Below are 26,072 nucleotides of genomic sequence, written 5' to 3'. Positions count from 1 at the left end.
CTCCTCAACCCACGAGGTAATCGCTGGGGGTTGAGTAGCCGCGGCGAAGCCCGGCCTGCTCGGGGTTGAGTAGCCGCGGCGAAGCCCGGCCTGCTGTGGGTTGAGTAGCCGCGGCGCAGCCCGGCGTCATCGAAACCTCACCACCGTCGACCTCGGGCCACCACTACAGCAGCCCCAGCTCCATCGCCTTCGTGACCGCGCGGGTGCGGTCGTTCACGTCGAGCTTGTCGAACACGTGGATGAGGTGCGTTTTCACGGTCGCCTCGCTCACGAAGAGCGCAGCGGCTATCGCCCGGTTGCTGCTGCCCTGGGCGACGAGTCGCAGCACCTCGGTCTCACGCGCACTGAGCGTGACGGCCGGCCGCGCCATCCCGCGCACGAGCGTCGCCGCGATGGAGGGGGCGAGCGCCACCTCACCGCGTGCCACCGAGCGGATGCCCGCGAGAATCTCCTCAGGGGGTGCGGCCTTCAGGAGGTACCCGCTCGCCCCCGCTTCGATCGCGGTCAGGATGCTCGCATCCGACTCGTACGTCGTGAGCACAACCACGCGCACTGTCGGCTGGGCCGCGAGTATTCGCGAGGTGGCCTCGTCGCCGTCGATGCCGGGCATGCGCAGGTCCATGAGCACGAGGTCCGGCTCGAGCGAGGCCGCGAGCCTGACGGCCTCCAGCCCGTCGGTCGCCTCGCCGACCACCTCGATGTCATCGGCGGCCCCCAGCAGGCTCACGATGCCGCCGCGAACGATCGGGTGGTCGTCGGCGACCAGGACGCGGATCACGACTGGTTCCTCGGGAGACTGGCAGTGAGCACGGTGCCGGAGGTGGAGCTCGTCACGTCGAGGAATCCGCCGACGAGGGCGAGTCGGTCGCGCATCCCGCCGAGTCCGAAGCCCAGGGAGGGTGCGGCGTCGTCGAAGCCGTGCCCGTTGTCGCGCACCCGGAGCCGAACATCGCCGGAGATCACCGACAGCTGGAGGGTCACCGCGGTCGCCCCCGAGTGCTTGCGCACGTTCGCGAGCCCCTCCTGCGCGCACCGCAGCAGCACAACCTCCTGGTCCCGGTCGACGGCGCCGGGGTCGCCCTCGACGGTGACAGCGATGGATGTCTCGCGAGTGAACCGCTCCGCGAGCCGCCGGAGTGCGTCCATCAACTCCCCGCTCGTGAGACCCACGGGGGCGCTCGCCGCAACCAGCGCCCTGGTCTCGGCGAGGGCCGTGTGCGCGTTCTCCTCGATGAGCTGGAGCCGGGCATCCGTCGCCGACACATCGCCTGAGGCCAGTTCGCGCTGGGCCTGCTGCGCGAGAAGCACGAGCCCGGTGAGGTCCTGGGCGATGGTGTCGTGGATCTCGCGGGCGAGGCGCTCGCGCTCGCTCGAGACGCCGGCGTCGCGACTCGCGGCCGCGAGTTGATCCTGGGTTGCGCGCAGTTCGTCGAGCAGGCGCTGACGCTCGTGGCTGCGGTCGGCGATCTGCGTGATCCAGAGGCCGAGCGCGACGCTGAAGACCAGCGACAGGCTGGCAGTTCCGATGGCCTGTGCCGGATCCCCGGTGGCGACGACGTACCCGAACCCGACGACGGTGGCGAGGATGACGTTGGCGACGATAGCCGCCCTGCGCGTGGCCAGCAGCACCCAGACGAGCGGGTAGGCAACACACTGCAGGATCGCCATGAAGGGGCTGAAGCTCACGGCGACACCGACCGCCGCGATCATGACAACGAGGTACGGGATCGTCCATCGCGGTGCGAGGAACGCGCGTCTGCCCACGAGGAACCACGCCGCGGCGAACACCAGAAGTGCTGCCTGCGCGCCCACGCCCCAGGCCGTGACAGACTCCGCGCCAACCCAGAGCAATGCGGAGAGGACGACGACGATCGCCGTCACCCCCACGTGCCACCAGCGCGCATCGTCCATCTAGCTATCCTTGCGGATCCACCGGAACGTGAGGCGGGTCACGATGAGGCCGACGACGAGCCAGATGCCGCAGGCGATCGCGACGCCCGGGAGGTTCCAGCTCTCGTTCTGTTCGAGCACCTCGAAGCTCGCGGGCAGGAACACCTCGCGCATCCCCTGCGCCATCCACTTGAGTGGGAAGAGGCTTGCGAAGTTCTGCAGCCACTCCGGCAGCTGCGAGAAGCTCAGGTAGACGCCCGAGATGAACTGGAGCACGAGGGTGATCGGGATGATGACGGCGGTCGCACTTTTGCCGCTGCGGGGAAGCGCGCTGAGGGCGATGCCCAGAACGGCGGAGGTCGTGACGCCGAGCACGAACACCCAGGCGAAGGTCACCCACTTGCCAGGGTCGGTGGGCAGGTCGACCTGGAAGACGAACCGGGCCACCAGGAGAAGCAGGGCGGCCTGCAGGATGCCCGTCACGAGCACCTGACCGATCTTGCCGATGAAGTAGCTCATCACCGGTAGTGGTGTGCCCGCGAAGCGCTTGAGGGTTCCGTCGCTCTTCTCGTTGGCAATGTCGATGGCCATGTTCTGCAGTCCGCTCAGGAGCAGGCCGGCGGCGAGCATCCCTGGGAGGTAGAACGTCGCAGCGCTGATCTCCTCGCCGGGGGCACCGAAGGTCTGCGAGCTGAAGGCCACCGAGAAGATGGTCAGGAACAGGAGGGGGAAGAGGAACGTGAAGAAGACGGTGTCGCCCTGCCTGAAATAGGTCCGGACCTCGTAGCCGATGCGGCTGCCGCCGAGTACGAGCGTGTTCACAGTGCTGCTCCTTCGTTCTCGGTCGGGGCTACCCCGGTGGTTGGGCCTGTCGAAACCTCACCCACGAGCTCCAGGTAGATGTCCTCGAGGCTCGGGCGGATGACCTCGAGACCGTCCGGTTCCCCGAGCCGCGCCACGAGGGCTCCCGGGGTTGTGGTGCGCTCCTCACGCTGGACGCCGTTCTCGAGCCAACGGACGACCGGGGTCCGGGCATCCGCCCCACCGATCTCGTCGATGCCGCCGAGCGCCACCATTCGACCCCCGGCGATGACCCCGGCACGATCGCTCAGCTGGGCGGCCTCGTCGAGGTAGTGGGTGGTGAGAAGGATGGTCGTGCCCTCAGCCTTGAGCGAGCGGATGAGGTCCCAGAACTGGCGCCTGGCCTCAGGGTCGAACCCCGTGGTGGGTTCGTCGAGGAACAGGAGCTCGGGGCGACCGATGACGCCGAGCGCGACATCCACCCGTCGGCGCTGGCCCCCCGAGAGCCTGCGGATGAGCGTCTTCTGCTTCTCCTCGAGGCCGACCGCGGCGATGACCTCGTCGACGTCGCGGGGGTTCGGGTAGAAGCCGGCGAAGTGGGTGAGCTGCTCGCGCACCGTCACGTTGCCGCTCTCGCCGCTCGACTGCAGAACGATGCCGAGCTTCGCCTTCCAGTCGAGGCCGCCCTTGCCCGGGTCGACGCCCAGAACGGAGGCGGTGCCACCGGTGCGATCACGGTAGCCCTCGAGAATCTCGATGGTGCTCGACTTGCCCGCGCCGTTGGGGCCGAGCAGGGCGAAGGTCTCGCCGCGACGGATGTCGAAACTCACACCATCGACGGCGGTGAAGTGGCCGTACTTCTTGTGCAGGTTCTCGACCAGCACGACGGATTCGGATGTCATGTACCCATCGTGCTGGTCGAGCGGGAGTTACGGCAGCGGTACTTCGGTTGAATCGCTGGTCAACCGATCGGTGGATGCCACGGGCTCGGCCGCCGCCGGCCGCGTGGCCGCCCGCGCAATCCCGCCGATGAGCCCCGCGACCACCATGAGGGCACCGAAGGCGATCACAAGCCAGACCGCCGCTGTCCAGCTCCACGATCCGAAGAGCGTGATGACTCCGGTGATGCTCGCGACCAGCAGGAGGATCACACCCCAGGTGATGGTGCTGCCCCGGGGGGTGAGTCGTGATGTGGTGTCGGTCATGGTTACTCTCCTGCTTCGATGACGCGGATCTGGCCGGCGCCGAGTTGGACGCTGACGACGATGAGCTGAGTGGGGTCCCGTGGGCCGAATTCTGCGGAGGCGCGCTCGACGGGACCGATGCGCGTCGAGTCCTCGTTGGGGCCGGCATCGATCGATCCCGCGCCCACCGAGCCGGAGAACTGGACGGTGACGTCGTCGGGAACGATGACGGTCGCGGTACCGGCGCCGAGGGTGAGGCTAACCGACTCTCCGCCGAAGCTGCCCTCGAGCTTGGAGCCGTCGAGGATCTCGGGCTCCATCTCCCGCAGGTCGAGCGTCACGCGTCCCGCTCCGAACGCGTAGTCCTGGGAACTCGTCGGCACGAGTGTGGACCTCGGGCCCCACTCGACGATGGTGTCGGTGCCCCAGCGCACGCTCCCGGTGAGGAGCAGGGCGACGAGCACGATCCAGGCGACGCCGGACGCTCCCCCTGAGCGCTTGCCGCGCACGCCGTTGATGACGATGCCGACAGCGAGCACGGCGAGCGACGCGGCGAGGCCGATAGTGACGGATGCCGTCGTGGGCACGCCGTCGGACGTCAGGACGACGGCGAGGCCGCCCGTGATGAGAGCCACGCCGATCACGACAAGCGAGTACAGCGGGTTCGACCGGGTGCGCGCATAGGCGACGCGATCCTTCTCCCGCTGCGCGGCGCGAACCGCGCGGGCCTCCTCGGCGGCCGCCCGGTGGGCGGAGTGACGGTCGCTCGCCTGCTGGTTGCGGAACGCCTCCTGCTCGGCGCGCACCTTGGCCTGCTGGGCCCGCCAGTCGGCGACCTCGGGCTCCGTGGCATCCGCGGGCGGAGTGACGGATGTCTCGGACGCCACGAACGTGGCCGAAGCGGCCGCGTTCGCCGACCTGCCCGTCGCGGAGGTGCCGGCCGCACTCGCCGACGTCTCCTGCGCGGCATCCGTCGCGGACGTCCCCGTGGCTGCCGGGGGCACCGGTGGGTTCGTCCGGCGCGAGAGCCAGATCAGGAACCACACGAGTGCGCCGATGAGCACGATCGTCCACAGCGCGCGGCCGAAGCCGGTTCCCCAGTCCGGGATGCCCCAGAAGCCGGCGCCCGCGTACCAGAATCCCTGGGTGACGGGCAGCATCGCGAGCACGAAGAACGCCGCGATGCCCGCCGTGGCCGGCTCGAGTCGGCCACGGAAGATCTCCTCGAGGTGGATCTTGTCGCTGGCGTCGGGCAGCAGGAGCCACGCCGCCGCGTACAGCAGGATCGCCGGTCCGCCGAGGACGGCGATCACGACGGCGATGCCCCGCACGATGAGCGGGTCGATGCCGAGCCGCGACGCGATTCCGGCGCACACGCCGCCGATCCAGCCGGGCTCGCGACGCAGGTCGAGCGAGCGCAGCCAGGAGAAGAAGCGGTAGCTCCCGCGCAGCGGTGGAGGCGGCGTGGGGGCCTCGGCGGCGGCCGGTTCCTCGGTCGGTGGGGTTTCAGGTGCTGGGTTCTTGGGCATGTTTCGATCGTGGCCCTGACGCGCACGGCGTGCCATGAGGTATCACCCTGATTCGACCCTGATTCGCACCCCGGGTGGGCCCTGATCACGGCTTAACCTGCTTGGATTCAGGGGTGACCACCCTCGCCGAACGCCCAGCACTCTCGCGTCCCCGCGACGTGATGCTCGGTGGCGTCTGCGCGGGTGTGGCTCGTCACCTCGGCTGGAGCACGCGCGGCACACGGATGCTCGCCCTCGCGCTCGCCGTCGCTGGAGGTGCTGGCATCCTGCTGTACCTCTGGCTCTGGGCCCTCGTGCCGCTCGACGCGCCAACCTCGGACGAGGAACCCACCGTGCGCCGCCGCATCCCCGCCGCGGCGATCTCCGCGGCCCTCGCGGGAGCGGGCGCGCTCGCCGTGCTGACGCTCGCGACCAACGGTGGCAACGACCGGGGCCTCACGTCGGCGCTCCTCGCCACTACGCTCGCCTCGGCCGCCGCCGTCGCGTGGAGTCTTGGCTTCGATCGCCACGACCCCGAGCGCACTGCCCGGTACGGGCTGTGGGCGAGGTGGGTGTCCGTGGGTCTGCTCGTCGTGGCCGGCGTGACTGCCCTCCTGGCCCGGCCGTCCGCGATCAACGCGGTCATCGGCGTCGGCATGGTTGTGCTCGCCGTGGCGTTCGTCGCGGCGCCGCGCATCGTCGCCCTCACGACCGACCTCGAGACCGCACGGACAGCGCGCGTGCGCGAGGAGCAGCGCGCCGAGATCGCCGCCCACCTCCACGACTCCGTGCTCCAGACCCTCGCCCTCATCCAGAACCGCGCTGGGCCCTCGAGCGAGGTCGCGCGCATCGCCCGCGCCCAGGAGCGCGAGCTGCGCGACTGGCTCTTCGTGGGCGACGAACCCACCGTCGCAGACCTAGCGACCGAGTTGCGGCAGGTCGCCGCCGCCGTCGAGCTCGACTACCCGGTGCGCATCGACGTGGTCGCCGCGGGCGACTCGATCGAGCTCTCCGGTTCCGCCATCGTCGCCGCGGCCCGCGAGGCGATGCTCAATGCGGCCCGCCATGCGGGAGGGGATGTCTCCGTGTACCTCGAGACGTCGCCGTCCGCCATCGACGTGTTCGTGCGCGATCGTGGGCCGGGCGTGGACCTCGACGCACTGCCGAGCGATCGGCTGGGCATCCGTGAGTCCATCATCGGCAGGATGTCACGGGCCGGGGGAACCGCGACCGTGCGACCCGGCGCGGGCGGAGGCACCGAGGTGCACCTGCACCTCGACGCGCCAGCAGGAGGAGAGTCATGACCACCGTTCTCATCGTGGACGACCACTCGATCTTCCGATCCGGCCTGCGAGCCGACCTCGACGAGGGGCTGGAGGTGCTCGGCGAGGCGGCGACGGTGGATGACGCGATCGCGAGCATCGCGGAGCTGAAGCCCGAGGTGGTGCTGCTCGACGTGCACCTGCCCGGCGGTACGGGCGGGGGCGGCGCGGAGGTCATCCGCGGGTCGAGCGCGCTGCTGGACTCCGTTCGGTTCCTCGCGCTGAGCGTGTCCGACTCCGCCGAGGATGTCGTCGGCGTGATTCGGGCCGGGGCGCGGGGGTACATCACCAAGGGCTCGTCGGGGGCGGAGGTCAGCGCGGCCGTTGTTGCCGTTGCATCCGGGGATGCCGTGTTCTCACCGCGGCTCGCGGGCTTCGTGCTCGACGCGTTCGGTGCCGTCGCGGGGGAGCAGGCCGAGTCGAACGACGAACTCGACCGCCTGTCGGCCCGCGAGCGCGAGGTCATGCGCCTGATCGCTCGCGGCTACTCCTACAAGGAGGTCGCCGGCGAACTCTTCATCTCGATCAAGACGGTCGAGAGCCACGTCTCGGCGGTCCTGCGCAAGCTCCAGCTCTCCTCCCGCCACGAGCTCACGGCCTGGGCCAACGCCCGCAAGCTCCTCTAGCCCGCCCTCCCCCCCCCACTCATCCCCAAACAGCGCGCTCCTGTGCAGAACGCGCGCGAATTTGCGGGCACCTCGCAAATATGGACGCACCTCAAGGGGGCACCGGATGCCACGGCCCCAGGTGTCCCTCGCGCCGGGACGGCGCTCGGCGCTGGCGTCGCGGCGAAGGCCAGAAATGGCCTTCGCTCTCAGCTCCAGCGCGCGGTTACGCGAACAGCTTCTGCAGGCGCTGCACACCCTCGAGCAGGGGCTCGTCGCCGAGCGCATACGAGAGCCGCAGGTACCCGCTCGGGCCGAAGGCCTCGCCCGGAACGACGGCCACCTCGGCCTGCTCCAGGATGAGGTCGGCGAGTTCGAGGGACGTCGTAGGCGTGACGCCGCCCCACTCGCGGTTCAGCAGGCCCCGAACATCCGGGTACACGTAGAACGCACCCTGCGGGGTGGGGCACACGACGCCGTCGATCTTCGAGAGCTCGGCGACGATGAGGTTGCGGCGGCGCTCGAAGGCCTGGCGCATCGCCTCCACCTCGTCCTGGGGTCCGGTGAGAGCTTCGATCGCCGCGCGCTGCGACACGTTGGAGACGTTGCTCGACAGGTGGGACTGCAGGTTGCTCGCGGCCTTGATCACGTTCGCCGGCCCGACCATCCAGCCGAGGCGCCATCCCGTCATCGAGTAGCTCTTGGCTACGCCGTTGACGAGCACGGTCTGGTCGGCGAGCGCGGGAACGGCCTCGACGATCGAGACCGCACGGATGCCGTCGTAGACGAGGTTCTGGTAGATCTCGTCGGTGATCACCCAGAGGCCGTGCTCGAGCGCCCACTCGCCGATCGCGCGAGTCTGCTCGGGCGAGTAGACGGCACCGGTCGGGTTCGAGGGGGAGACGAAGAGCAGCACGGCCGTCTTGGGGGTGCGCGCAGCCTCGAGCTGTTCAACAGTCACGAGGTAGTCCTGGTCCGCACCGGCGAACACCTCGACGGGCACACCGCCCGCGAGCTTGACCGCTTCTGGGTAGGTGGTCCAGTAGGGCGCGGGCATGAGCACCTCGTCGCCCTCGTTGATGACCGTCGCGAACGACTGGTAGACAGCCTGCTTGCCGCCGTTCGTCACGATCACCTGGGACGGGCTCACCTCGAGACCGGAGTCGCGCAGCGTCTTCTCGGCGATCGCGGCGCGCAGGTCGGGGAGGCCCGCGGCCGGCGTGTACTTGTGGTTGCGCGGGTCGCGCACTGCCAGAGCGGCGGCCTCGACGATGTTCGCCGGCGTCGGGAAGTCCGGCTCGCCCGCAGCGAAACTGATCACCGGGCGGCCCTCCGCCTGGAGGGCTTTCGCCTTGGCGTCGACCTTGAGCGTTGCGGACTCTGCGATGGCGGCGATTCTGCGCGAAATACTGGGGCTCACGGCATCCATCCTAGGCGCGGCGATCGGGCCGTTCCGAGACGGTCGCCCGCAACTGTGCGATGCTTGATGCACCTCGTCCCGTCTCCGGGATTTCCTCCTCGCCGGTCTTGCCGTACACTGGCTCTGGTAGTTGAAATCTGCCATCCTTTCGCGCGCCCTCAGTTGGCTCAGCCCCCGAGGCGATCGTGTGAAAGCATGCCGATTCAGCACAAAGGGCGGTGGCTCAATTGGTAGAGCAGCGGTCTCCAAAACCGCAGGTTGCAGGTTCGAGTCCTGTCCGCCCTGCAAGTCCTCTCGCGAGAGAGGCAGACCAGAAGGTAGTGACCAGTGGCAAAAAATGTCGTTGACGAGCCGAGCGAGGATGTCGTCGCCAATGCGCGCAAAGAGCGCGCCGAGCGTCGCGGTCCGTTCGGACGGTTCGCACTGTTCATCCGACAGGTCATCGCAGAGCTCCGCAAGGTGGTCACGCCCACCCGCAGGGAGCTGGTGAACTTCACCCTCGTGGTGCTCGTCTTCGTCGTCATCATGATGGCGCTCGTCTGGGGTATCGACCAGATCGCGAGCTTCCTCGTCACGTTCACCTTCGGCGATCCGAATATCAGCACCCCGTAGTTCTTTCGGGGGCTCCATGTCCTTCCGGTGGGTTTGTCCCGCCACGCAGCAGTAGAGAAGAGAATTTCGTGTCCGAGAATCATCGCGACAACAACGAGCTGGCACCTGCCGCCGAGCAGTCCTCCGAGGTTGACGAGGCGCAGACCGGCAGCATCCTCGCCGCCGATGAGGAGTCCGAGGAGTCGGCGGAGCACGAAGCCATCCACGTCGTTGACGACGAGCAGGGCGATCTCGCGGGCCTCCTCGAGGCTCTGGATGCCGCGCTCGACCCCGAGGCGGACGCCCTGGTCGACGACGCCCTCGACATCGACTCGCTCCAGGAGGCTGACGCCTCCGTTGCCGCCGTCGAGGACGAGGCAGACCTCGAGGCCGAGGAAGAGGCAGCAGAAGAGCCCGAGGTGACCCCCTACGACGGTCCCGAACTGGGCGATCCGGATGTCGCGCCCGATCTCGGTATCGACATCGACCAGCTGAACGCGCTCGAGAAGGACATCGACAACATCATCGAGGACACCGACGAGGGCACGGATTCCAGCCTCGATGAGGCCGCCCTCGACGCCGACACCGAGGTGGACCCCTACGAGGAGTTCAAGTCGGAGCTGCGCGCGAAGCCCGGCAAGTGGTACGTCATCCACTCCTACGCCGGCTTCGAGAAGCGTGTGAAGTCGAACATCGAGAACCGCAAGGTGTCGATGGCGATGGAGGACTACGTCTTCGAGGTCCAGGTTCCGATGGAGGACGTCGTCGAGATCAAGAACGGCCAGCGCAAGCTCGTCAACCGAGTGCGCATCCCGGGCTACGTGCTCGTGCGCATGGACCTCAACGAAGACAGCTGGTCGGTCGTTCGCCACACCCCGGGTGTGACCGGATTCGTCGGCAACTCGCACAACCCGGTTCCGCTGCGTTTCGACGAGGCCTTCAACATGCTGAAGAGCCTGGTCCAGATCGTCGAGGCCCCGGCAGCGAAGGGCTCGGCCACCAAGGGTAAGACTGCAGCCCGCGTCATCCCGGCCGAGATCGACTTCGAGGTCGGCGAGACCATCACGATCAAGGAGGGCTCGTTCCAGGGCCTCCCCGGAACGATCAGCGAGATCAAGCCGGAGAGCGGCAAGCTCACGGTGCTCGTTTCCCTCTTCGAGCGCGAGACCCCGGTCGAGCTGTCGTTCGACCAGGTGACAAAGCTGTAGGCACCCGCTTCGATCGAAGGGCGCTCCGGATCACCGGGGCGCCCTTCGTCGTTGGTGGCGGGTGTGCCAGACCGTTGCGGAGGACGACGCGCCGCAGGACTGCGAGTCCGGCGGGTGCGCACGGCGCGTCGTCCTCCGCAACGGTGGGGATGCTCGGCCGCAACGCTTCCGAGCTACCGATCCCGCGCGATCTCGCGTACTATGGACAGGTTGTCTGCCCGGATTCGGGCGGCAGCCACGAACCGCGTCCAACCGGGCGGCGGGAGAGTGAGGCATCCGCCTCGTTCGACGAAAAGAGAGAATCATGGCACCCAAGAAGAAGGTGACGGGGCTCATCAAGCTCCAGATCCAGGCTGGCGCCGCCAACCCCGCACCGCCCATCGGGCCTGCGCTGGGTCAGCACGGCGTCAACATCATGGAGTTCTGCAAGGCGTACAACGCAGCGACCGAGTCGCAGCGCGGCAACGTCATCCCGGTGGAGATCACCGTCTACGAGGACCGTTCGTTCACGTTCATCCTCAAGACCCCTCCGGCAGCAGAGCTCATCAAGAAGGCCGCCGGCGTGCAGAAGGGGTCGTCGACCCCGCACACCGTGAAGGTTGCGAAGCTCACCAAGGACCAGGTCCGCGCTATCGCGGAGCAGAAGATGGTCGACCTCAACGCCAACGACATCGAGGGCGCAGAAAAGATCATCGCGGGCACCGCCCGTTCGATGGGAATCACGGTGGAGGCGTAATCATGGCACGCAAGTCAAAGGCATACCGCGCCGCCGCGGACAAGATCGAAGAGGGCAAGTTCTACACGCCCACCGAGGCCGTTGCGGTCGCGAAGGAGACGGGGTCGAAGAAGTTCGACTCGACCGTCGAGGTTGCGCTCAAGCTCGGTGTCGACCCCCGCAAGGCAGACCAGATGGTTCGTGGAACCGTCATCCTGCCGCACGGCACGGGCAAGACCGCCCGCGTCATCGTGTTCGCGACGGGCCCCGCGGCCGAGGCAGCTCTTGCTGCCGGCGCCGACGAGGTCGGTGGCGCAGAGCTCATCGAGAAGGTCGCCGGTGGCTACACCGCGTTCGACTCCGCTGTCTCGACCCCCGAGCTCATGGGCCAGGTCGGTCGTCTCGGTAAGGTGCTTGGTCCCCGCGGCCTCATGCCCAACCCGAAGACCGGCACTGTGACGCAGGACACCGCCAAGGCCGTGTCCGACATCAAGGGTGGAAAGATCGAGTTCCGCGTCGACAAGCACGCCAACGTCCACTTCGTGGTCGGCAAGGCGGGCTTCTCGGCCGACCAGCTCAGCGACAACATCAAGGCCGCGATCGACGAGGTCAACCGCGCCAAGCCGAGCTCCTCGAAGGGCCGTTACATCACGAAGGGCACCGTGTCGACGACGTTCGGCCCGGGCATCCCGCTCGACGTGAACAGCCTGGTCTAACGACGTTCTGTTCGGTGGAGGGGTCGACTTCGGTCGGCCCCTCTGCTGTTTAAGGCCCCACCGGCAGTCGTCTAGCCTGAGACGGTGTTGATACGATCCGCCGTTGCATCCGACGCTGCCCTGCTCCACGAGATCGCCGCGATCACCTTCCCCCTGGCGTGCCCGCCCGACGCGTTGCCCGAGTCGATCCAGGCCTTCATCGACGAGAACCTCTCGGAGTCGGCCTTCTCCCGGTACCTCGCCGACCCCCAGCGCGAGCTCTTCATCGCCGAGGAGCGCGGGGTGGCCATCGGCTACACGATGCTCGTGCACGGCGATCCCGGCGATGCGGATGTCGCCGCGGTCGTGACGGTTCGCCCGACGGTCGAGCTGAGCAAGGTGTACGTGCACCCCGATCATCACGGCGGGGGAGTGGCATCCGCTCTCGTCGAGCACTCGGTGAGCGCGGCACGGTCCCGGGGAGCCGCGAGTGTCTGGCTCGGCGTCAACCAGCTCAACGCCAGGGCGAACCGCTTCTACGAGAAGAGCGGCTTCGAACAGGTGGGAACGAAGAAGTTCCTCGTGGGGGAGCGCTACGAGGACGACTTCGTGAGGTTGCGCCCGCTCTAGGGAACCTTCTGGCCGCAGCCGGACAGTACGGGGTGTGAGCGATGACGACATGACCGACGAGACGGACTGGGCGGCCGCGGCGGCGGGCGACGGCGAGGCTTTCGGCCGCGTCTTCGACAGGCACCGTGATCGTGTGGTGCGCCACAGCATTCGCCTGGTGCCCACGCCCACCGATGCCGACGATGTCGTGGCGATCACCTTCCTCGAGGCCTGGCGACGCCGGGACAGGGTGCGATTCGTGGATGGCTCGGCGTTGCCGTGGCTCCTGGTGACGGCCACCAACTCCGCGCGCAATCTCAGCCGCACCGCCCGCAGGTATCGCGCGCTCCTCGCCAGGCTGCCGGCGTCGGATGCCACGCCCGACCATGCTGAGCGCTTCGACGACAGCACCGCCGTCGCCGCACTGCGATCGCTTTCGGCGGCGGACCGGCAGATCGTCACGCTCTGCATCCTCGAGGGCTTCAGTGAGCGCGAGGCGGCGGAGGCACTCGGAGTCCCGCAGGGCACCGTCAAGTCGCGCCTGTCGCGCGCCAAGAAACGTCTGGCCGAGCGCATCGCCGCGCCGGCTCTCGCACGATCAAGGGAGAGCGAATCATGAGCACAGAGCGAGACGAAGCGCTGCGACGCGAGTTGGTGTCGGTTGCGGCAGCGGCCCCGTATGCCCAGCGCACGAAGCCGCGCACGCTCGTCGCGGGTGCTGTGGCTATCGCGCTCGCCAGTGCGCTCACCGGCGGCGCCGTCTCCGCGGTCGCGCTGGGGGCTGGCGGCGAGCAGCAGGCCCCGGTGGAGATCACCTCCTCGGACATCGCCGCGGTGACGGCCCGAGGTCTGGAGCTCGTCGGTACCCACGCGGAACTGTTCGGTACACCTTTCATCGTCTCCGGCCGCGGCAATGTGGTGGTCGAGTTGGGTCCGGTGCCGGAGGGGGCCTCCTCGGTCGCGTTCTCCCTCGCGTGCGTGAGTGAGGGAACGATCGGGGTGGCCGTGAACGGTGACCCTCAGAACGCCTGGGTCACCTGCGAGGACCCGGACGGTGACGGCAGGTACGGCGGTTTCGGCACCTTCATCGACACGGTCACGGATTCCGAGAACACCATCACCCTGGAGTCCAGCGCGAACCTCGTGCTCTGGGCCTCCTGGGCGAAGCAGGCCGAGAGGCCGGCCCAGTCCCAGGCCCAGCTGGACGCCCTCGCCGACGGAGCAGTGACGGCGGAGGAGTACGACGCGGGGTTCGAACGCTTCGCGTCGTGCATGGCTGGGGCGGGGCATCCGCTCGGAAGTGTCTTCAAGGGCACCACGGTGTACAGGTATGTGATGAGTAGCGAGGCCGTCAGCACGGGCACCGACGTGCAGTGCTACGAGGCTGAGTTCATGGAGATCGACAGCGCCTGGCAGATCGCGAACGCCGACACCTCCGAGAGCACGGAGTTCCTCCGCCAGTGCCTGCGCGGCAACGGGATCGAGCCGGCATACCCGGCCGTGGAGGTCGACCGGCAGATGCGCGAGGCCGGAATCGACCCGCGGGACTGCATGGGGGTCTAACTAGCCGTCGGAGACCTTGAGCACGACCTTGCCTCGGGTGTGGCCCGTTTCGAGAGCTCGGTGGGCGTCCGCGGCATCCTCAAGGTCGAAGACCTGGTCGACGTACACCTTCACGTCGCCCGATTCGAGGAGGCGGGAGATGATCGCGAGAGTGGATCCCTCGGGGGAGACGCGGAATCCGCTCGAACGCACGCCCGCCGCCGCGGCATCCTCGGCGATCGTCGGCCAGCTGCCGGTCGGCACGTTCACGAGCAGGCCGCCGGGCTTGAGCACCTTCAGTGAGCGGGTGCCCGTGTCATCCGACACGTTGCCGATCAGGTCGATGACGACGTCGAGGTCCGCGAGGGAGTCCTCGAAGCGGGTGGTGGTGTAGTCGATGACCTCACGCGCGCCGAGCTCCCTCAGCCACTCCTCGTTGCGGGGCGATCCCGTCGCGATGACGTGCGAGCCGAAGTAGGAGGCGAACTGGATGGCGAAGTGCCCGACACCCCCGGCGCCGGCGTGGATGAGCATCCGCTGGCCCTCGTGGGCCTTGGCCACGTCGACGACAGCACCCCAGGCCGTGAGCGCCGCGAGGGGAACTCCGGCGGCCTCGACATGTGAGAGCGACTTGGGCTTGCGCGCGATACACATGCCGGGGACCGTGAGGTACTCGGCGTACGCACCGGAAAGCCTCGGCACCATGGTCATGCCGTAGACCTCGTCGCCCGGCTTGATCGGATGCGACTCATAGGACGACTCGACGACGATTCCACTGAAATCGTTGCCAAGAATGGTCGGCCAGCTGGTGATGGCGGCCGACGCGCCCTTGCCTGCCCGGGTTTTCGTGTCGATGGGGTTCACCCCCGCCGCCACGACCTTGACGAGGAACTCCGCGTTCACTCGTGTCGGGACCTCGACGTCCGCGACATGGAGCACATCGGCTCCCCCTACTGAGTCCATGATGATGGCCCGCATTGTGGTCATTTCTGGCCTCCCCGCCGTACTACTGACAGTAAAAGCGGACAACAATTCGGCATTGTTACGAACTCGTCACCGCACTGCTAACTTTTGACCTGATGAGTGAAGGTACCCTGTCGCGCGCCGAGACCCCGCCCGACCGCAACCCGAGAGTTCGTGTCAACGAGGTTCGGCTGCTCAGCGACAACTGGTACCGGCTCCACACAACGAGCTTCGACTACCTCGGCGACGACGGACGCTGGCAGACTCAGCATCGCGAGACCTACGACCGGGGCAACGGTGCCACCATCCTCCTGTACGACCGTGAGCGTCGCACAGTGCTGCTCACCCAGCAGTTCCGGTACCCCGTCTACGTCAACGGGCATCCCGACGGCGTGCTCCTCGAGACCGCAGCGGGTCTGCTCGACGATGATGACCCCGAGACGGCGATCCGTCGCGAGGCGATCGAGGAGACCGGCCACGAGATCGGCGAGGTGGAGCACGTCTTCGATGTCTTCATGAGCCCCGGGTCGGTCACCGAGCGGCTGCATTTCTACGCGGCACCGTACGACGCGAGCACCATGCGCACGGGCGGCGGCGGGCTGGCTGAGGAGGGCGAGCACATCACCGTGATCGAGCTCGATATCGACGAGGCACTGGGGATGATCGAGACCGGTGCCATAGCGGACGCGAAGACCATCATGCTCCTGCAGTGGGCGAAACTCCGGGGTCCCTTTGCCCTCGGCTGAAGCGCCAGCGGCTGACCTGCGCTGGGCCGAGTTCGCCGCCGCGGTCATCGGAAGTGCCGCGGTCAGCGTCGCGCTCACGATCATCTGGGTCGCCAGGGCCACCGTGCCCAGGGAGCTCTACGTGAGCGAGCTCGGCGCCGAGGGTGAACCCACGGCTGCTGCGTTCGAGGTCGCGCTCCTCCTCATCGTGTTCGGTGGCAGCACGGTCGCGTGGGCGGGGCGGCGGGTCCGATCATCCGTGCGAGTCCTTGCCGCGTGGACCCCGGCGGTCTCGTTGTGGATCGGATGCGCGTTCTTCCTCTTCGCCTCTCAGGTCACCTGCACCTCGGGATGCCCGCTGCCGTACGGTCCGTCGTTCACCTGGCAGGACTTCTCGCATACGCTGGCTGCCGTGATCGCGTTCGCGGCCGCGTGCTGGGCGATGCTGCAGACATCCTTCGCCCGCGAGTCGCGGGTGCTCGCCCGTCTGTCGCTCGCCACGGCCGTGCTCGTCGCCGTGATCGCCGGAACGGGCGGACTGTTCTCGCTCTTCCGCTTCCAGGTGGCGCTAGGAAGTCGCATGGAGTTCGTCGCGACGACCATCGCCATCGCGTGGCTCGTCGTGTTCGGTGTGGTGCTCGCCGTGCGGGCAGCACAGGGGACCCACCTAGCGACGCATCGCGTCGAGCAGGCGGCTCGCTAGCACCACAAGCGTGTGGATCTGGTTGTCGTCGCGCTCGACCCACTGCCAGCGCGGCTCACCAGGAAGTGGTACGAAGTCCTCGTGCTGCTCCCAGACCACGAGCGTGCGCTCGGCGCCCAGCACGTACTGCTGCCACCAGACCTGGCGCAGGTAGGAGCGGGGGATGCTGCGCCACGCGTGACCCGTGGTCTTGATCTCGGCCAGCACTACCGCGCCGTCCTGCACGGCGACCCCGTCGGGGGTGGCGAGGTGCAGCGGTTCGCCGTCCGCGTGGAAGAGGGTGGACGACGGCATGATGCCGTGGCGGGCTCGGACCCAGCGGGCGATCTCCGGCTCGCGGGCCCTGCCGTGGTCGGTGAAGGCGTTGCCGCTGAAACCGGAGCCCATGATCTTGTCGCGTGCGACGGCCATCACCGATCGCTCGCTCGAGAGGCGCGCGGCATCCGTCGCGGTCACGCCCCTGCTGCGAGCACGGATCCAGGCGACCCGGTCGTCGGCGTGCGCGACAACCCTGTCGAGGTGGGTCGTCGCCACACGCTCCCAGAGGTCGAGTTCGGGATGCGGGGTCACTCGCCCATTCTCGCTCCCCGCGCCGACACGATCACGGTGCCGCGCCAGTGCCTAGGCTGGATGCATGACCACCACACCACTGTCCGTCCAGCTGTACACCGTGCGCGAGGCTTTTGCCGCGGACCCGGCATCCGCGCTCCAGAGACTGTCGTCCATCGGCTTCACGACCGTGGAGCTCTACGGCTTCGTCGACAGGGTGGCGGAGTTCGCCGATCTCCTGCCGAAGTTCGGTCTCACGCCCTCCTCGGCACACGCTTCGCTCATCGGCAAGGACTTCGTGCCGGTCTTCGAGGCTGCGCAGGCCCTCGGTGTGACGACGGTCATCGACCCCATGGTCGCCGAAACCCGCTGGACGACGTCTGACGATGTCGTCGCGATCGCCGACGAGCTCAACGCCGTCGCCGCCATCGCGGCCGACGCGGGCATCACGGTCGGCTACCACAATCATTGGTTCGAGCCCCAGAGCGCTCTCGACGGCACAAATGCGCTCGAGGCGTTCGCCGACAACCTCGATCCGGCCGTGATCCTCGAGGTCGACACCTACTGGAGCGCCGTCGGTGGTGTCGACCCGGTCGGGCTGCTCGAGCGTCTCGGCGACCGGGTGCACTTCATCCACGTCAAGGACGGCGACATCACGCGCGACAACACCAAGCAGGTTGCCGTCGGTGGCGGCAGGATGCCCGTGCTCGAGATCCTCGCGGCTGCACCCCAGGCGACCCGCGTCGTAGAGCTCGACGACCACGCTGGCGATGTCTTCGTCGCGCTCGAGGACTCGGTGCGCTTCCTTACCGCCCACGGGGAGACGCTGTGAGCGGCACCGGCCCAGTCGGTGTCGGCATCATCGGCGCCGGCGTCATCAGCACGCAGTATCTCGACAACCTCACGACCTTCCCCGATGTGCGGGTGCTCTTCATCGCCGACCTCGACGTGACGCGCGCCCAGGCGCAGGCCGAGGCCTATGCGGTCCCCGGGTTCGGCACCACAGAAGAACTGCTCGCGCACCCGGACATCGAGATCGTCGTCAACCTGACGATTCCCGCCGTGCACGTCGCGGTCGCGCTGCAGGCGCTCGCCGCGGGCAAGAACGTCTGGACCGAGAAGCCCATCGCGCTCGATCTCGCCAGCGGAGCCGAGCTTCTCGGCGAAGCGAGCCGGCTCGGGTTGCGGGTCGCCACGGCCCCGGACACGTTCCTCGGCCCCGGGTTGCAGGCTGGCCGTCGCATGATCGCCGGCGGGCGTATCGGGACACCCCTGACCGCGCTGACCCTGTTCCAGGTGCCCGGCCCTGAGGCGTGGCATCCGAACCCCGACTTCCTCTACGCGAAGGGGGCGGGCCCGCTCTTCGACATGGGCCCGTACTACCTCACCACTCTCGTGCAGAATCTCGGCCCCGTGCGCCGCGTCGCCGCGACGGCATCGACGGCGCGCGAGACGCGTGTGGTCGGTTCGGGCCCGCGCGAGGGGGAGACGTTCGCGGTGGAGGTACCGACGCACGTGAGTGCACTCCTCGAGTTCGAGGGTGGGGCCTCGGCGCAGTGTGTGTTCAGCTTCCAGTCGCACCTCAGGAGGGCGGGCTTCGTCGAGATCGCCGGCACCGAGGGCACTCTCGTCTTTCCCGACCCGAACATGTTCGAGGGTGAGCTCGTGCTGTGGGGCGAGGGCGACGAGCCGGAGACCATCGCGGTCACGAGCGACACCGGCCGTGGAACCGGAGTGGTCGATCTCGCCCGGGCCATCCGCGCTGGGGTTCCCGAGCGCGCGTCCGGCGAGCTCGCCTTCCACGTGCTCGACATCATGGTGTCGATCGGTGCGGCGGCGGAATCCGGCACCTTCGTGGATGTCGTGAGCACGGTCGACGTGCAGCCGCCGCTCCCAGAGGATTGGGATCCGCGGGCCGCGACGCTGTAGCCCGGCAACGACGAACGCCCCGCGAGGATGTCGCGGGGCGTTCGTCGTTCGCAGGTCAGCTCCGGTCGGTGAGCGTGCCCTGCTTGATGTGCAGTCGACGCTGCGCCCGGCGGGCGACCGCGGAGTCGTGCGTCACGACGACGAGCGTGAGCCCCTGGTCGCGCCAGAGCCCCTCGAGCAGCTCCATGATGTCGTCGCGGGTCTCCTCGTCGAGGTTGCCCGTCGGCTCATCGGCCAGAAGTACCTCGGGGTTCTTGACGAGCGCACGTGCGATCGCCACACGCTGCTGCTGTCCGCCGGAGAGCTCCGCGGGGCGGTGTGACCCGCGGTCTCCCAGCCCGACGGATGCCAGCGCAGCGGCCGCGCGCTCGCGACGTTCCGCTGCCGGAACCCGCAGGGGCTCCAGAGCGGTCTCGACATTCTCCTGCGCGGTGAGGGTCGGGATCAGGTTGAACCCCTGGAAGACGAACCCGATCTGCTGGGCGCGGATGCCCGCGAGCTGGCCGTCCGGCATGCTCGAGAGCTCGTTGCCGGAGAGCCCGACCGATCCCTTCGTGGGGCGCTCGAGCGCGCCGAGGAGTTGCAGGAGCGTCGACTTGCCGCCGCCTGTTGGTCCCTGGATCGCGACGAGCTGCCCCGAGGGGATCTCGAGCGACACGTTCTTGAGGGCGTTCACCGTGCGCTTGCCCTGCTGGTAGCTCTTGCTGACGTTCGTGAGTGTGTACATGGTGTCCTTCGAATTCTGGTCGTGGGGGTCAGGCGACACTGCGGAGGGCTTCGGCCGGGCGGAGTCGTGAGGCGCGCCATCCGCCGATCGCTCCCGCGAGGAGTCCGCCGAGCACGGCGAGGGCAACGGCGATGATGATGATCGTGAACGTCACGGGTGCCTGAAGTACGACCTCGGTCGTGGCAGCGGTCGCCTGTTCGCCGAAGCTCGCAGGGGCACCGCCGCCCCCGGGGATTCCGCCGCCACCCGGGATGCCGCCACCGCCCGGTCCGCCGAAGCCGGTGCTTGCGGTGGCGCTGCCACTGAGCGTCGGCCCGATGAGGTTGACGATGAGGATGCCGAGCAGGCCAACAGCAACACCGATGACGCCACCGATGAGGCCCTGCACGAGCGACTCGCCGGCGACCTGGCCGACGATGCGCCGGTTGCTCCAGCCGATGGCCTTGAGCGTGCCGAACTCGCGGGTGCGGCGCGTGACCCCGGAGATCGTGAACAGGATCGCGATGAGGAACGCCGCGGCCAGCACGATGATCGAGAGCCAGGTCCCGAGGCTCGACACGAGGCTCGAGGCTGTCGAGAGCGAGCCGGAGACGCTGGAGGCGAGGTCGGCCTGGGTGCTGACCGTGGCATCCGGGAGCGTCTCCTCGAGGTCGGTCTGCACCTGGGTGATCGCGTCGGCAGACGAGGCCTGCACGTAGATGGACGACACCTCGTCCTCGAGCCCCGCGAGCGTCTGGGCGGTATCGAGCGGGATGTACGTGTTCGAGGCTGTCGAGGCCTCGGACGACGTGGATGCCACGACCCCGACAACCTCGAACTGCTCCCCACCGATATCCATCGTGTCCCCCACGGCCAGACCGGAACTCGTGGCGTAGGTCTCATCGACGATGACCACGTTCTCGCCGGAATCGTCGGCCGTGAAGGTGCGCCCGTCGGAGAGGGTCACTGCGGTCAGTGGACCGACGGCCGCGCCATCCACCGCGATTCCCTCGACGGTGAACGAGTCGACGTCGAACGAACTGCCGCCCGCGCCGTCGGGCCCACCCCCTGCGGGAGGCGCTCCGCCCTCGCCCGGCTCCTGGATCTGGCTGAAGTCGGGCAGCTCACCGTTGAAGGTGGTGTTGGTGAGGGAGAGGGTCGCGGTGGCCGCCGACACGTTCTCGACGGCGAGGACGCTGTCGAGCGTCGAGGCCGAGAGCGTCGGCGTGCGGAAGTCGGCCATCAGTCGGGACTGGCTGAGTGAGGTGGTGCCGTCGCTGGTCTGGCCGTCGTCTGCTCCGAAGTCGAAGCGCGGCCTGCCGCCACCCTCGGCGAGTTCCTCCTCGGTGGGGACCTCGGCGGTGCCCGTGACCGTGACGTCAGTGCCCACGCCGTAGACGGATTCGAGCACACTCGCCTGGGCGTCCTTGACGCCGGCGGAGACGGCATTGACGACGATCACGAGCGCTATGGCGAGAGCCATTCCGAGCGCGATGATGATGGTTTGCTTCCTGCGATGGGTGAGCTCGCGTATCAGGTACGTGGCGAACATGTTTCTCCTAGTGACTGGTGTCGGAATCGGGAGGGTGGTCAGATTCGAGACGCTAGGGAGGCTCGCTATGGCGTTGCCATGGGCTTTCTGTGAGTCAGTTATGAACGAGGACTCACAGCGCAGGCCCGCGCCGCTCACAGACGGCTCATAGGAAACTCCCAATACTGGAACCATGGCCGAGTCTCGACACACCCCAGCGATCACCGCCCAGCCCCGCATCACGCGTGCGGATGGCTCGCCTATCCGAGCCGTCGTCGTCGACGACGAGGAGTCGCTCACCGACCTCCTGTCGATGGCGCTGCGGTACGAGGGCTGGGACGTGCGTCACGCTGCCGACGGTCAACGGGCGATCTCGACGGTGCGCGAGTTCCGCCCGGACGTGATCGTGCTCGACATCATGCTCCCCGACATCGACGGGCTCAGCGTGCTCACCCGGCTCCGTGCGGACGGTGTGCAGACGCCCATCCTCTTCCTGACCGCAAAGGACTCCGTGGATGACAGGGTCGCTGGCCTCACGGTCGGCGGCGACGACTACGTCACCAAGCCGTTCAGCCTGGAGGAGGTCGTCGCCCGGTTGCGCGGTCTCATCCGTCGCTCCGCCCTCGCGATCGCCTCGAACGAGGGTTCCCTCCTCGAGGTCGGTGACCTGACGCTCGACGAGGACAGCTACGAGGTCCAGCGCGCCGGGCAGCCCGTAGAGCTCACCGCGACCGAGTTCGAACTCCTGCGCTTCCTCATGCGCAACCCCCGTCGTGTGCTGAGCAAGGCGCAGATTCTCGACCGGGTGTGGAGCTACGACTTCGGGGGGCGTTCGAGCGTCGTGGAGATCTACATCTCGTACCTCCGCAAGAAGATCGATTCGCTCGGCGAACCCATGATCCACACGGTGCGGGGGTTCGGTTATGTGCTGAAGCCGACACTGTGAGTGACTCGACGGTCCAGGCAACTGGGGAGGGGAGGCCCGTCCCAGCCGGGAGAAGGCTGCACCCGCTGACCCTCCGGCGCACCCTCGTGATCGGCATCGTCGCGCTGCTCGCCGCCGTCACCCTCGTGATCGGTGTGCTCAGCGTTCTCGCCCTCCAGTCCTTCCTCGTCGGTCGCCTCGACAACCAGCTCACGGCAGCAACGGACCGTTCGCTCGACGCGCTCGACGGCAATCAGGGCGGAGGTGCCGGCCAGGTGCCGCCGCCCGCATCGCAGTTCCTCGGGATCCCCGGCCAGCGTGAGGGCACGCTCGCCGCGATCGTCAGCAATGGCGTGGTCTTCAATGCCGCCGTCATCTCGGCGGACGGCAGCTTCGAGCCCGTCGCCGAGGACCAGCTTCAAGGGCTCATCGGCCTCCCCGTCGACGGTGTGCCCCGCACGGTCGATCTCGGTGATCTCGGGCGTTACCGCGTCGTGGTGGCTGCGCCCGTGGCATCCGACACCCTCCTCGTCGGGCTCCCGCTCGCCGAGGTTGACGCCACCGTTCTTCAACTCGGCCTCCTCATCACGGGAATCGGCGTGGCCGGCGTGATCCTCGCGGCCGCCGCGGGGGCGCTCGTCGTGCGCCTCGCGCTGCGGCCGCTCGGGAGGGTGGCGGATGCCGCGACCCGCGTGGCCGAGCTGCCCCTCGATCGTGGTGAGGTGGCCCTCGCGGTGCGCGTCTCCGACGAGGACGCCGATCCACGCACCGAGGTGGGCAAGGTCGGTGCGGCCTTCAACGTGATGCTCGACCACGTCTCGTCAGCGCTGTCCGCGCGACAGGCGAGCGAGAACAAGGTGCGCACCTTCGTCGCGGATGCCAGTCACGAGCTGCGCACCCCGCTCTCGTCCATCCGGGGATACGCCGAACTCACCCGGCGGTCGGGTCACCAGCTGCCCGACGACATCGTGCATGCCATCGGACGCGTCGAGTCCGAATCGGTTCGCATGACCGCTCTCGTCGAGGATCTCCTCATGCTCGCCAGGCTCGACGAGGGCACCGAACTCGATCAGCGCCCCGTCGACCTCGGGCGGCTGCTGGTCGATGCGGTGAGCGACGCGCAGGCCGCCGGTCCCGAGCACGAGTGGGAGCTGCGTGTTCCGAAGCGCCGCGTGACCGTGCCGGGGGATGCCAGCCGCCTCCACCAGGTCGTGGCGAACCTGCTCACGAACGCCCGGGTGCACACCCCGGCTGGCACGCGGATCACGGCGACCCTCGGTCGACGCTCGACGGTCGAGGGGCGCGAGGCGGTTATCGAGGTGATCGACGACGGTCCCGGGATCGACGCCGAGCTCCTGCCGAGTGTGTTCGAGCGCTTCGTGCGGGGCGACGGGTCCCGGGCGCGCGCCACGGGCAGCACCGGTCTCGGCCTCGCGATCGTGTCCGCGGTCGTGGAGGCCCACGGCGGTCGGACCGAGGTCACGAGCGAGCCAGGTTCGACGGTGTTCCGCGTCATCCTGCCGATGGATTGACCCGGTGTTTGCGCAAGACCTTCGCGTGCCGTAGCCTTGTCGTAGCCAAAGACCGCAGGTCTTCGTCGTGCGTGCAAACGCAGGTCGATCTAAATCCAGCGCAGGTGACCGAAGTTACTCCGAGAAATCGGATCCCAGCTCCGTGCTCCTGTGCTCCTGCAGAAGCCGGGGCTTTTGTTTTTCTCCGGTGGTCGAGGCCAGAAACCCACCACTAAAGGAGCACCATGGCGAACAAGGAAGCATCCGTCGCCGAGCTTACGGACAAGTTCCGTACCTCGAGCGCCGTCCTGCTCACCGAGTACCGCGGTCTCACTGTTGCGCAGCTCAAGAGCCTGCGCAAGGAACTCAGTGAGGACGCCACCTACGCCGTGGTGAAGAACACGCTGACCAAGATTGCGGCGAACGCCGCGGGGATCTCGTCGTTCGACGACGACCTCGCCGGCCCGTCCGCCATCGCCTTCGTGCACGGTGACCCTGTCACCGTCGCGAAGAAGCTGCGTGACTTTGCCAAGGCAAACCCTCTTCTGGTTGTGAAGAACGGCTACTTCGACGGTAGCCCTCTCACGGCCGACGAGGTCAAGAAGCTTGCCGATCTCGAGACTCGGGAGGTGCTCCTCGCGAAGTTTGCAGGCGCCGCCAAGGCCTCGCTGTTCGGCGCAGCGTACTTGTTCAACGCACCGCTCTCGAAGGCCGTTCGCACGGTCGAGGCGCTGCGCGAGAAGCAGTCTGCGGAGTAACGCAGACGAATAAGCACATCGCGCTCCGTCTGGAGTGCGGACGATTCAACAACAAGGAGACATCATGGCAAAGCTGACCAGCGACCAGCTGATCGAGGCATTCAAGGAGCTCACGCTCATCGAGCTCTCGGAGTTCGTCAAGAAGTTCGAGGAGACCTTCGAGGTCACCGCCGCGGCCCCCGCCGCGGTTGCCGTCGCAGCGCCCGCCGGTGCCGGTGGCGCAGCAGAAGAGGTCGAGGAGAAGGACTCGTTCGACGTCGTCCTCGAGTCGGCCGGTGACAAGAAGATCCAGGTCATCAAGGAGGTGCGTACCCTCACGAGCCTCGGTCTCGGCGAGGCGAAGGCACTCGTTGACGGCGCTCCCAGCACCGTGCTCGAGGGCGCGAACAAGGAGACCGCCGAGAAGGCCAAGGCTGCCCTCGAAGAGGCTGGCGCAACGATCACCCTCAAGTAGTCGACGCCCTTTTCAGGGCTCACTTGCAGGTACTGGGCACCACCCCGAATTGGGGTGGTGCCCAGTCTTGTTCATGCGCTTGCACAAACATGAGGCTGTCGGCATAATGGGGGACAGCCGCTTCCAGTCCCCCCGAGGAAGCGGTGGTAAATACCCGAGCGAGCCTCCCCCACCTGCACACTAGACGGCCTTACCCTCTGGCTAGCGTGCTGCGGCGAAGTTCACTGATGAAAGTGCACATCCCCCGAGATGCGACTTGACTGTGGTCCGATGCGGACCGCCGAACCGGTGGCGTTACCCGAGCGCACACCGGCACGGCGGTCCCGCGGCCCCGTCGCCATTCTCGGCCTGATCGTTGCAGTTCTCGGCTCGCTGGCCCTCTCGATGGCCAGCGTCTCGGTGGCCTCGGCGGCCGACCTCCCAGCACCGGCCGAGCCGCAGCCCGTCCTCATCCTCAACGATGACTGCACGGCAACACTCTCCCTCGTTGACCTCGTGGTCGGTCGCTCGTACGACATCTCGATCGTCGAGGCCTCCGGCGCGAAGGTGCTCGACCTCACGCTCGCCGCGACGGACACCGTGCTCGACTCCTTCGCCACGGTGCCCGCGGGAAGCCACGTTCTGACCGTCACGGATTCCGACGCCCCGGACTTCACCGCGACCCGCGCCATCGACATCGCCCCGTGCGAAGCGCCCGCAGGCACCTCCACCCAGCAGTCGGCCGAGCCGACAGTCGTCGCAACCGCTCACGAGTGTGATCTCCTCGGTGCCACCGACGTGCGAGTGGATGCCACGGGCCTCGGTTCCGGCGCGTATCCGGTGGGGGTCGCCGTGGACGGCGCCCCGGTGCCCGGCGTGGTCGACATCGAACTCACGGCCGAGTCGAGCTCCGCCGTCATCCCCGATGTGCCCAACGGCGACAGCTACGTCGTCTGGATGAAGGACTCGACCGGTGGTGTCGTCAGCGCTGACCAGGTGACCCTGCCGATCTGCGACCTGCCAACACTCAGCGAGCCGGCGGGGAGTGCCGCCGGTCCGTCCACGGGGGAGACCACCGCGGGTCTCCCGGGAAGCCTGCTGGCGGCGACGGGAAGCATGCCCGTTCCGAACGTCGTTCTCACCGGTGTCGGAGCGCTCCAGGTTGGTGCACTCATCGCCGGTACCGCGCTCCTTCGCGGGCGTGGCCGGGGAGGGCACCGCGCCTGAGGCGCAGTGCTCCGGAGCCCGG

29 protein-coding genes and 1 tRNA gene are annotated in these 26,072 nt (G+C 68.0%); 19 read left to right on the top strand and 11 right to left on the bottom strand.

Translation table 11 applies throughout. The features are described 5' to 3' along the window. Positions 1-163: 163 nt before the first annotated feature. From HDC94_RS00330 to HDC94_RS00305, 6 genes are read right to left on the bottom strand one after another with little or no spacing between them, the layout of a single operon-like run. On the bottom strand, positions 164-778 hold the full coding sequence (locus HDC94_RS00330; protein WP_179493827.1) for a response regulator transcription factor: 615 nt from the start codon (positions 776-778) through the stop codon (positions 164-166). Continuing rightward, entirely contained in the window at positions 775-1,911 is a 1,137-nt protein-coding gene (locus HDC94_RS00325) for a sensor histidine kinase (protein ID WP_179493826.1), read from the bottom strand. Before HDC94_RS00325 ends, HDC94_RS00330 begins: the two co-directional genes overlap by 4 nt. Next, entirely contained in the window at positions 1,912-2,712 is an 801-nt protein-coding gene (locus HDC94_RS00320) for an ABC transporter permease (protein WP_179493824.1), read from the bottom strand. Further along, entirely contained in the window at positions 2,709-3,593 is an 885-nt protein-coding gene (locus HDC94_RS00315; protein ID WP_179493822.1) for an ABC transporter ATP-binding protein, read from the bottom strand. Before HDC94_RS00315 ends, HDC94_RS00320 begins: the two co-directional genes overlap by 4 nt. 27 nt (positions 3,594-3,620) lie before the next feature. Next, positions 3,621-3,896 carry a hypothetical protein gene (locus HDC94_RS00310; protein WP_179493819.1) on the bottom strand — a complete coding sequence of 92 codons (276 nt, stop codon included), beginning with the start codon at positions 3,894-3,896 and terminating at the stop codon, positions 3,621-3,623. Positions 3,897-3,898: 2 nt separating this feature from the next. Beyond that, positions 3,899-5,404, bottom strand: a complete 1,506-nt coding sequence (locus tag HDC94_RS00305) for a PspC domain-containing protein (protein WP_179493817.1) — start codon at positions 5,402-5,404, stop codon at positions 3,899-3,901. A gap of 113 nt (positions 5,405-5,517) precedes the next feature. Between HDC94_RS00305 and HDC94_RS00300 the strand changes: the two genes are divergently transcribed. Further along, entirely contained in the window at positions 5,518-6,687 is a 1,170-nt protein-coding gene (locus tag HDC94_RS00300) for an ATP-binding protein (protein ID WP_179493815.1), read from the top strand. Further along, complete coding sequence (locus tag HDC94_RS00295) at positions 6,684-7,331, top strand: response regulator transcription factor (protein ID WP_179493813.1); 648 nt, start codon at positions 6,684-6,686, stop codon at positions 7,329-7,331. The genes HDC94_RS00300 and HDC94_RS00295 overlap by 4 nt, the downstream gene beginning before the upstream one ends. A gap of 205 nt (positions 7,332-7,536) precedes the next feature. Here HDC94_RS00295 and HDC94_RS00290 read toward each other — a convergent pair whose 3' ends face one another. Continuing rightward, on the bottom strand, positions 7,537-8,730 hold the full coding sequence (locus tag HDC94_RS00290; protein WP_374757256.1) for a pyridoxal phosphate-dependent aminotransferase: 1,194 nt from the start codon (positions 8,728-8,730) through the stop codon (positions 7,537-7,539). Between the two features lie 212 nt (positions 8,731-8,942). Here HDC94_RS00290 and HDC94_RS00285 point away from each other — a divergent pair. From HDC94_RS00285 to HDC94_RS00250, 8 genes are all read left to right on the top strand, one after another. Continuing rightward, positions 8,943-9,015: transfer RNA gene (locus tag HDC94_RS00285), tRNA-Trp, on the top strand. Between the two features lie 42 nt (positions 9,016-9,057). Next, on the top strand, positions 9,058-9,342 hold the full coding sequence (gene secE, locus HDC94_RS00280; protein WP_179493809.1) for a preprotein translocase subunit SecE: 285 nt from the start codon (positions 9,058-9,060) through the stop codon (positions 9,340-9,342). Between the two features lie 68 nt (positions 9,343-9,410). After that, entirely contained in the window at positions 9,411-10,529 is a 1,119-nt protein-coding gene (gene nusG / locus HDC94_RS00275) for a transcription termination/antitermination protein NusG (protein WP_179493806.1), read from the top strand. Positions 10,530-10,833: 304 nt separating this feature from the next. Continuing rightward, complete coding sequence (gene rplK / locus HDC94_RS00270; RefSeq protein ID WP_179493805.1) at positions 10,834-11,265, top strand: 50S ribosomal protein L11; 432 nt, start codon at positions 10,834-10,836, stop codon at positions 11,263-11,265. A 2-nt stretch (positions 11,266-11,267) separates the two neighbouring features. Further along, positions 11,268-11,960 carry a 50S ribosomal protein L1 gene (rplA, locus tag HDC94_RS00265; RefSeq protein WP_179493803.1) on the top strand — a complete coding sequence of 231 codons (693 nt, stop codon included), beginning with the start codon at positions 11,268-11,270 and terminating at the stop codon, positions 11,958-11,960. Between the two features lie 84 nt (positions 11,961-12,044). Further along, positions 12,045-12,569, top strand: a complete 525-nt coding sequence (locus HDC94_RS00260) for a GNAT family N-acetyltransferase (RefSeq protein ID WP_179493801.1) — start codon at positions 12,045-12,047, stop codon at positions 12,567-12,569. 49 nt (positions 12,570-12,618) lie between these two features. Then, entirely contained in the window at positions 12,619-13,167 is a 549-nt protein-coding gene (locus HDC94_RS00255; protein ID WP_179493799.1) for an RNA polymerase sigma factor, read from the top strand. Then, positions 13,164-14,111 (top strand): hypothetical protein, encoded by a 948-nt coding sequence (locus HDC94_RS00250; protein WP_179493797.1) that lies wholly within the window; start codon positions 13,164-13,166, stop codon positions 14,109-14,111. The genes HDC94_RS00255 and HDC94_RS00250 overlap by 4 nt, the downstream gene beginning before the upstream one ends. On the opposite strand, the gene HDC94_RS00245 is transcribed toward HDC94_RS00250, so the two are convergent. Beyond that, on the bottom strand, positions 14,112-15,068 hold the full coding sequence (locus tag HDC94_RS00245; RefSeq protein WP_179498721.1) for an NADP-dependent oxidoreductase: 957 nt from the start codon (positions 15,066-15,068) through the stop codon (positions 14,112-14,114). Positions 15,069-15,169: 101 nt separating this feature from the next. Here HDC94_RS00245 and HDC94_RS00240 point away from each other — a divergent pair, with 101 nt between their 5' ends. Together HDC94_RS00240 and HDC94_RS00235 are read left to right on the top strand one after the other, a co-directional pair. Then, positions 15,170-15,799, top strand: a complete 630-nt coding sequence (locus HDC94_RS00240; RefSeq protein ID WP_179493796.1) for an NUDIX domain-containing protein — start codon at positions 15,170-15,172, stop codon at positions 15,797-15,799. Further along, positions 15,786-16,481: a DUF998 domain-containing protein gene (locus HDC94_RS00235; protein WP_179493794.1), complete on the top strand. Its 696-nt coding sequence runs from the start codon at positions 15,786-15,788 to the stop codon at positions 16,479-16,481. The genes HDC94_RS00240 and HDC94_RS00235 overlap by 14 nt, the downstream gene beginning before the upstream one ends. Here HDC94_RS00235 and HDC94_RS00230 read toward each other — a convergent pair. Further along, entirely contained in the window at positions 16,446-17,051 is a 606-nt protein-coding gene (locus HDC94_RS00230) for a YqaJ viral recombinase family protein (RefSeq protein WP_179493792.1), read from the bottom strand. The two genes, HDC94_RS00235 and HDC94_RS00230, sit on opposite strands and share 36 nt — an antisense overlap. Before the next feature lie 64 nt (positions 17,052-17,115). Here HDC94_RS00230 and HDC94_RS00225 point away from each other — a divergent pair, with 64 nt between their 5' ends. Both HDC94_RS00225 and HDC94_RS00220 read left to right on the top strand, forming a co-directional pair. Then, positions 17,116-17,862 carry a sugar phosphate isomerase/epimerase gene (locus HDC94_RS00225; protein ID WP_179493790.1) on the top strand — a complete coding sequence of 249 codons (747 nt, stop codon included), beginning with the start codon at positions 17,116-17,118 and terminating at the stop codon, positions 17,860-17,862. Next, entirely contained in the window at positions 17,859-18,959 is a 1,101-nt protein-coding gene (locus HDC94_RS00220; RefSeq protein ID WP_179493788.1) for a Gfo/Idh/MocA family protein, read from the top strand. The genes HDC94_RS00225 and HDC94_RS00220 overlap by 4 nt, the downstream gene beginning before the upstream one ends. 55 nt (positions 18,960-19,014) lie before the next feature. On the opposite strand, the gene HDC94_RS00215 is transcribed toward HDC94_RS00220, so the two are convergent. Together HDC94_RS00215 and HDC94_RS00210 are read right to left on the bottom strand one after the other, a co-directional pair. After that, positions 19,015-19,686 (bottom strand): ABC transporter ATP-binding protein, encoded by a 672-nt coding sequence (locus HDC94_RS00215; RefSeq protein WP_179493786.1) that lies wholly within the window; start codon positions 19,684-19,686, stop codon positions 19,015-19,017. 28 nt (positions 19,687-19,714) lie between these two features. Further along, positions 19,715-21,217, bottom strand: a complete 1,503-nt coding sequence (locus HDC94_RS00210) for an ABC transporter permease (protein WP_179493784.1) — start codon at positions 21,215-21,217, stop codon at positions 19,715-19,717. 172 nt (positions 21,218-21,389) lie between these two features. Here HDC94_RS00210 and HDC94_RS00205 point away from each other — a divergent pair, with 172 nt between their 5' ends. From HDC94_RS00205 to HDC94_RS00185, 5 genes are all read left to right on the top strand, one after another. Next, entirely contained in the window at positions 21,390-22,142 is a 753-nt protein-coding gene (locus HDC94_RS00205; protein ID WP_179493782.1) for a response regulator transcription factor, read from the top strand. Then, entirely contained in the window at positions 22,139-23,653 is a 1,515-nt protein-coding gene (locus tag HDC94_RS00200) for an ATP-binding protein (protein WP_308495580.1), read from the top strand. Before HDC94_RS00205 ends, HDC94_RS00200 begins: the two co-directional genes overlap by 4 nt. A gap of 224 nt (positions 23,654-23,877) precedes the next feature. Further along, complete coding sequence (gene rplJ / locus HDC94_RS00195) at positions 23,878-24,390, top strand: 50S ribosomal protein L10 (RefSeq protein WP_179493780.1); 513 nt, start codon at positions 23,878-23,880, stop codon at positions 24,388-24,390. Positions 24,391-24,454: 64 nt separating this feature from the next. Further along, positions 24,455-24,844: a 50S ribosomal protein L7/L12 gene (rplL, locus tag HDC94_RS00190; protein WP_179493778.1), complete on the top strand. Its 390-nt coding sequence runs from the start codon at positions 24,455-24,457 to the stop codon at positions 24,842-24,844. A gap of 270 nt (positions 24,845-25,114) precedes the next feature. Beyond that, positions 25,115-26,050 carry a hypothetical protein gene (locus HDC94_RS00185; protein ID WP_179493776.1) on the top strand — a complete coding sequence of 312 codons (936 nt, stop codon included), beginning with the start codon at positions 25,115-25,117 and terminating at the stop codon, positions 26,048-26,050. The last annotated feature ends 22 nt before the right edge of the window (positions 26,051-26,072 follow it).

The organism is Leifsonia sp. AK011 (genome assembly GCF_013410945.1).
Classification (GTDB): domain Bacteria; phylum Actinomycetota; class Actinomycetes; order Actinomycetales; family Microbacteriaceae; genus Rhodoglobus.
The sequence above is the reverse complement of the archived record's forward strand: the minus strand, read 5'-3'. Positions and strand labels throughout refer to the sequence as shown.